Annotated in this window: 7 protein-coding genes and 1 tRNA gene; 1 reads left to right on the plus strand and 7 read right to left on the minus strand. The window is 30.6% G+C overall.

From position 1 onward, the window contains the following. Positions 1-44 precede the first annotated feature (44 nt). Positions 45-746 carry a DUF4369 domain-containing protein gene (locus tag FUA26_RS08450; protein ID WP_147134322.1) on the plus strand — a complete coding sequence of 234 codons (702 nt, stop codon included), beginning with the start codon at positions 45-47 and terminating at the stop codon, positions 744-746. A 137-nt stretch (positions 747-883) separates the two neighbouring features. Here the strand turns inward: FUA26_RS08450 and FUA26_RS08455 are convergent. The 7 genes from FUA26_RS08455 to FUA26_RS08485 form a co-directional block, all read right to left on the minus strand. Continuing rightward, positions 884-957 (minus strand) — tRNA-Thr (locus FUA26_RS08455). Positions 958-1,017: 60 nt separating this feature from the next. Next, positions 1,018-1,284 carry a hypothetical protein gene (locus FUA26_RS08460; protein ID WP_147134325.1) on the minus strand — a complete coding sequence of 89 codons (267 nt, stop codon included), beginning with the start codon at positions 1,282-1,284 and terminating at the stop codon, positions 1,018-1,020. A 50-nt stretch (positions 1,285-1,334) separates the two neighbouring features. Further along, positions 1,335-1,745 (minus strand): 6-pyruvoyl trahydropterin synthase family protein, encoded by a 411-nt coding sequence (locus tag FUA26_RS08465; RefSeq protein ID WP_147134329.1) that lies wholly within the window; start codon positions 1,743-1,745, stop codon positions 1,335-1,337. Then, entirely contained in the window at positions 1,729-2,265 is a 537-nt protein-coding gene (gene idi, locus FUA26_RS08470; RefSeq protein ID WP_147134332.1) for an isopentenyl-diphosphate Delta-isomerase, read from the minus strand. The genes FUA26_RS08465 and idi overlap by 17 nt, the downstream gene beginning before the upstream one ends. 95 nt (positions 2,266-2,360) lie before the next feature. Next, positions 2,361-4,307: an OmpA family protein gene (locus tag FUA26_RS08475; RefSeq protein ID WP_147134334.1), complete on the minus strand. Its 1,947-nt coding sequence runs from the start codon at positions 4,305-4,307 to the stop codon at positions 2,361-2,363. A gap of 11 nt (positions 4,308-4,318) precedes the next feature. Further along, positions 4,319-5,251: a PorP/SprF family type IX secretion system membrane protein gene (locus FUA26_RS08480; protein WP_147134337.1), complete on the minus strand. Its 933-nt coding sequence runs from the start codon at positions 5,249-5,251 to the stop codon at positions 4,319-4,321. Between the two features lie 26 nt (positions 5,252-5,277). Further along, on the minus strand, positions 5,278-6,300 hold a 1,023-nt coding region (locus tag FUA26_RS08485; protein WP_147134340.1), incomplete at its 5' end, for a T9SS type B sorting domain-containing protein.

Consider the following 6,300-nt stretch of genomic DNA (forward strand, 5'->3'; position numbering starts at 1 on the left):
AAATAATATTTTAAAATATATTTGCCCACAAAATAAATTTCTGAATGAAAAAAATAGCATTATTATTTATTATTCTTTTTGCAATTGCCTGCGGAAAAGAAAAACATGATTTAGTTGTTAAAACAAACATTAAAGGCTTAAAAAAAGGCACTGTTTATTTAAAAAAAGCCGAAGACACGTTAATTGTTACAGTAGATTCTATTGTAGTAAATGGAAATTCTGAATTTGAACTTTATAGTGATTTAGACTCTCCTGAGGTTTTCTATTTGTATTTAGATAAAAATAGTAAAGAAGAAGATAGAATTACATTTTTTGCTGATAAAGGCGTTACCGAAATAAATACATCGCTTAAAAATTTTGCCTTTGATGCTAAAATAAACGGTAGTGAGCAACAAAAGATACTTGAAGAATACTTAAAGGTAATAGCTAAATTGAACAACAAAAATTTAGAATTGATAAAAGATAATTTTGAAGCTCAAAAAGCTGGAGATACGGCTAAACTTAATGACATAGAGAAGCAATATAAAAACACTATAAAACGAAAATATTTATATACTGTAAATTTTGCTATAAACAATAAAGATAGTGAAGTTGCGCCGTATTTAGCTTTAACTGAAATTTACAACGCTAAACTTAATTTTTTAGATACTATAAACAAATCACTTACACCAAAAGTAAAAAACTCAAAATACGGGAAGGCACTAAACACTTTTATTGAAGATATAAAAGCCAAAGAAACAGAATAAGTAACTATTTATTTCACATAAAAAAGCCTTTCAATTTAAAACTGAAAGGCTTTTTTTATTTTACAGCAATAAAAACAATATTACACTAATTACTACATAAAAAAAACGCCTCTTTACGAAGCGTTTTACTTTTTTTGAGCCGATAGAGGGACTCGAACCCACGACCTGCTGATTACAAATCAGCTGCTCTAGCCAGCTGAGCTATATCGGCTTAATTGCGGGTGCAAATATAATATCAAATTTATAATATGCAACACCTTTTTTAAAAAATTTACAGATTATTTATTTTTTCTAATAAAGCATTCCCTTTTGTTTCTAACTCAGCGTTTATAGATTTAAAATGTGCTTTCACATCATCAACATCTTTAGCGTTTACTTTTTCAATTAAATCATCAAATGTAGCAATTGCTTCATCTATAATAGCTTCACTAGCTTTAGTATCTTTATCGGTGTTATCCATTTCCCAAACGTATACTTCTTCAATAATATCTCCTAATACGTTATTAATATCTTTTTTTAAGTTTCTTACACTTGCCATTTTATAGGGGTTTTAGTTTATTATAAATATAGGTAATTATTTCAATAAAATTAATTACCTGCGTAGGTTACAAAATTTCTTGGGGTTTCGTAAAGTGTTATCTCTAGCTCTAAATTTGGTTCTATTTTGGGTTTTATTTTGTTATAAATAACAACTGCAATGTTTTCTGCTGTTGGGTTTAAATTTTTAAATTCTGGTACTTGTAAGTTTAGGTTTTTATGGTCAAAAGCTTCTTCTACTTCAGCTTTTATGATATCTTTTAAAACTTTCATATCAACAACATAACCTGTTTCTTTATTTATTTCACCTGTAACACTAACAATAAGTTCATAATTATGACCATGAAAATATTGGTTACTACATTTATCAAAAACTTGGTTGTTTTTTTCATCGCTCCAGTCTTTTCTATATAATCTATGAGCTGCATTAAAGTGGGCTTTTCGGCTAACGGTTACTTTCATTGTTTACATTTATGTGTTGGTAAAATTTATCAAAAATAACCTTAAACCATGCTGTATATGTATCAGGATTTAATGCTATATCTACTTTTACGGCTTCTAAAGGCATCCATTTCCAATTAGCAACTTCACTTGGGTTTATTGTTGGGGTTTTATTAAAACTTCCTAATAAAACATGGTCATATTCATGTTCTGTTAGCCCATTATCAAAAGGTGCTTTGTATATAAATGAAATAGATTCTTTAAGTTCTGTAACAAACCCCATTTCTTCCATTAAACGGCGTTTTCCTGCTTCAATATTTGTTTCGCCATCACGTTGATGACTACAACAAGTGTTGGTCCATAATCCGGGTGAATGGTATTTATCTAGAGCTCGTTGTTGTAGCATTAATTCATTTTTATCATTAAAAACAAATACTGAAAATGCTCTGTGCAACAATGCTTTTTCATGAGCTTCCATTTTAGGCATTAGCCCTATTTGCTCATCGTTCTCATTTACTAAAATCACCTTTTCTTCTTCCATGTTGCAAAATTATGAAAATGTATATTGGTTTCATAATATAAAAAAAAGAGTATTTACGATAAATACTCTTTTTTTAGATTGTTTTTTTCTAGATTTTATTGTTCTATTACAATAAAATCACTACGCCTGTTTAGTTGGTGTTCAGCTTCTGTACATGGTACACCATCAGAACACTTGTTAACTAACTGGCTCTCACCATACCCTTTACCGGTTAATCTTTCTGGGGTAATATTTCCTTTTTCAATGATATATTGTATTGTTGATTTGTTTCTGCGTTCAGATAATTTATTATTATAAGCCTTTGTTGCCCTACTATCTGTATGCGATCTTACATCAATTTTTAGGTTAGGAAATTTTTGCATTACTGATATTACTTTTTGCAATTCAATTTCGGCATCTTTTCTAATGTAATGCTTGTCTAAATCAAAATAAATAGGGTTTAAGCTTAAGGCTTCCCTTAAATTAGTACCTTGTGTTATTGATACTTCATCAATATCTAAATAAGCATCAACCTCAATACTGGCTTTTCTATTATTTGTTGAAGTAAAACGCTGCTCATTATCTTGATATTTTTCTTTTGAAGCTCTTAACAAAAATTCAGAATTACATTTTAAAGCATCATCAAATTCATAAAACCCTTTGTCATTTGCTATGGTTTCAGATATTTTATCGCCAGATTTATTTAATAATATAACTTTAGCATTTGGTAATATGTTGTTTGTTTTTTTATCATAAACCACACCCGAAAGATTTTGCACACAGTTTGGTATTGTAAAGCTGTAAATATCATCATCTCCTTTACCTCCTTCTCTATTTGACGTGATGAAACCTTCTTGCGTATATAAATTTTCGTAGTATCCAAAATCATCCATTGGGCTATTTATTGGCTTACCAACGTTTTCAATAGTTAAGGGCATTTTTTTTGTGTATTTTTCTTCAAAATCTCTTACCATGTAAACATCTAAACCACCTAAACCGTTACGTCCGTTTGATGAAAAATATAAATCGCCGTTAGCATTTATGAAAGGGAATGTTTCATGGCTTTCAGTGTTTATATGCACGCCTAAATTAACTGGAGTACCCAAGGTTCCGTCTTCATTAATATCAACCATGTATAAATCTGAATTACCTACAGTTCCTGGCATATCAGAAGCAAAATACATTTTTGTACCAAACCTATTAATTGTTGGGTGTGCTACACTATACTCTTTACTGTTAAAGTGGATAGACTCTATGTCATCCCATTTATTGTTAGAGTTTAGTTTTGAACGGTAAATTTGTAATCTATTAACACCTTCTTCATCTCTTTTAAGTTTATGCTTAAAGAAGTTATTGCGTGTAAAATACATAACATCATTTTTTGGCATAAATGCTACAGATGATTCATGATACTTTGTATTTACACTATTATTTAGAAGCTTTGCTGTAACGTAAGTACCATTTTCTTCTTTGTTTGAAGTGTATAAATTTAAGTATGGTTGATTGTTCCATTTATACTTCTTACCATTACCTCTGGATGAAGCAAAAATTAGTTGGCCGTTGTATTGGTTGCTTCCAAAGTCTGACACTTCGGTATTTATAGGCAGATTAGTTAATTGAAAATCTTCACTTAACCTATCAATATCTGCTAAATAATTTTTTTGATTATTGAAAATTTCACTTCGCCTTTCATTACCTCTTAACTCTACAAATTTTTGCATCCACTCATCGGCTTCATCGTATTTTTTTAAAGATTTTAATGCTTGGGCATACCTAAATAAGTATTCAGCTTCTGTATCATTATAATTGTTTAATAATTTAGAATACCATTTTACAGCATCTTCCATTTCGTTATTAAAATAATACGAGTTACCTAGCTTTTGTAAAATGTCTTTAGATTCATAGCCTTTTTCTGCTATGTCTAACAATACATCGGTAGTTTTAACATAGGAGAATTTTTCATACTCTTTAGTTACTTTTTTTATTGTTCTATTACTTTGAGCATTACCAACTAATACTATTGATAGAGCTATTATTGTAAATATATTTTTGGTTATTTTCATAATTCTAGCTTTTAAAAGAATCTTGGAGATAATATTTTTCCTATTTCACTTGGTTCAAACCTTAACATTATTTCATGCGTACCGCTATTGTAGTTATTTAAGCCTGTGGTAGTTAAATCATAACTGTAGCCAATAAAAATGTTTTGTGTTAGTTGAAACCCAATTAAACCACTTATAGAATCATCCCATCTGTAAGACAAACCAGCTGTAAACTGTTCATTAAATAATGCATTTAGTGATACATCTGCTATTAAAGGAGCTCCTGAAACGGCTTTCACTAAAAACGCTGGTTTTAATTGTGTGTTTCTGCCTACATCAAAAACATATCCTCCTATTAAAAAGTAGTGCATACGTTCTGTAGCTATAGATTCTTCAAAATCATCATAATGATCTGTTTCTATAATATTTGGAACTGCTAAACCTAAATACCATTTTTCAGAATGCAGGTATACTCCTGTGCCTAAAGTTGGCGAAATTAAATTTACGTTGTCATTAAAAGCACTATCTGGGTTTTGATAGATACCTTTACTCCAATCTGTATCTAATAAATGCATTCCTGCTTTTACACCAAATGACAACTCTAAATCACCATATCTATTAACCGGAATTGTGTATGACATGTTTAAGTCTATACTTGTTTCTGATGCTGGCCCCAATTGATCACTAATAACATTGAGGCCTAAAGCTACTCTTTCATTTCTTAAAGGGCTATGAATACCAAAATTTAAAGTTCTTGGAGCACCGTCAATTCCAACCCATTGAGTTCTGTAAAGTGCCACAGCACTTAAAACATCTCTTTGGCCTGTGTAAGCTGAGTTAACACTCATTGTATTATACATGTAGTGCGTATATTGCGCATCTTGTTGTGCTTGTAGGCTGAGAGTTAACAGTGTAGTAAACACCATTAAAATTAAACCTTTTATTTGTAATGATTTTTGTCTCATTTTTTTAATCTTTTATTAGTTGTTTACTATCTGTTTATATATAACCATCCTACTTTAGGCTTAGATCCGTTTCCTAAATCAAGAACATAATAATACGTTCCTACAGGAAGTTTTTCTGATGCTTTTAAGGTTGAACGTCCATTAGATGTTCCTTCCCAATCATTATTATAATTATTCTTTTCAAAAACTAAATTACCCCATCTATTATACACTTTTAATGTGTTATTTGGATAGTTTGAAATACAATTAATTATTAAATAATCATTATCTCCATCTCCATTTGGTGAAAACTCATTAAATAATATTAAGCAACCTAGCTCTGTAATTGTAGGATCATCTGATGTATTTCCATCTAAATCATCACCATCATCACTAGCGTCTAAAACTGTACTTCCATTAGGTTGTTCTCCTGTAAATGTTATAACATTTTGTACACCTCCTGCATTAATAGCTTCTTGTGTGATAGTGAAACTAGCATTATATGTTGCTGTTTCTCCCGGCAACAGGATACCTTCCATACTTCCTCTATCTGCACTTTCAAATATTGGTTGTTGAGTTAACTGTAATGTATTTCCGTTAACATCAGTAAATACATCTTCAAATATAATATTAGTTATTGTTGCATCGCCTGTATTTTCAACTACAATAGTGTAATCTATATCATCACCTAAGTCATTACCAAAAGCTAAATTAGCTGTTTTTGTAACTTCTAATTCACCATTACAATCGGGATTAGCTGTAACTGGTTGTGTTATATCTATTGGGTTATAATCACAGGCATTATTCCAATCAGTTTCATTAGATCCTTGAACTGCATCACCATCAGGATCTACTTCATCAATATTTAAAACACCATCGCCATCACAATCGGCTTGCGCCCATAAGCTGTTAATATCAGCTAAATCAACATTTGTAATATTTCCACCTGTACAAGGATCTAAATCATCTGGATCTGACTCACTGTTTTCTCCATCGCCGTCACAATCAGTAATTGCTGTTACAGTTAAAGTGATATCGGCTATCACATAATCACAAGCATCTGTTGGATC

Source organism: Seonamhaeicola algicola (assembly GCF_007997385.1).
Taxonomy (GTDB): Bacteria; Bacteroidota; Bacteroidia; order Flavobacteriales; family Flavobacteriaceae; genus Seonamhaeicola; species Seonamhaeicola algicola.

Excerpts from the sequence above, each read along its gene's own strand:
- FUA26_RS08450 (WP_147134322.1), top strand. The coding sequence starts at position 45 with ATGAAAAAAATAGCATTATTATTTATTATTCTTTTTGCAATTGCCTGC.
- FUA26_RS08460 (WP_147134325.1), bottom strand. The coding sequence starts at position 1,284 with ATGGCAAGTGTAAGAAACTTAAAAAAAGATATTAATAACGTATTAGGA.
- FUA26_RS08465 (WP_147134329.1), bottom strand. The coding sequence starts at position 1,745 with ATGAAAGTAACCGTTAGCCGAAAAGCCCACTTTAATGCAGCTCATAGA.
- idi (WP_147134332.1), bottom strand. The coding sequence starts at position 2,265 with ATGGAAGAAGAAAAGGTGATTTTAGTAAATGAGAACGATGAGCAAATA.
- FUA26_RS08475 (WP_147134334.1), bottom strand. The coding sequence starts at position 4,307 with ATGAAAATAACCAAAAATATATTTACAATAATAGCTCTATCAATAGTA.
- FUA26_RS08480 (WP_147134337.1), bottom strand. The coding sequence starts at position 5,251 with ATGAGACAAAAATCATTACAAATAAAAGGTTTAATTTTAATGGTGTTT.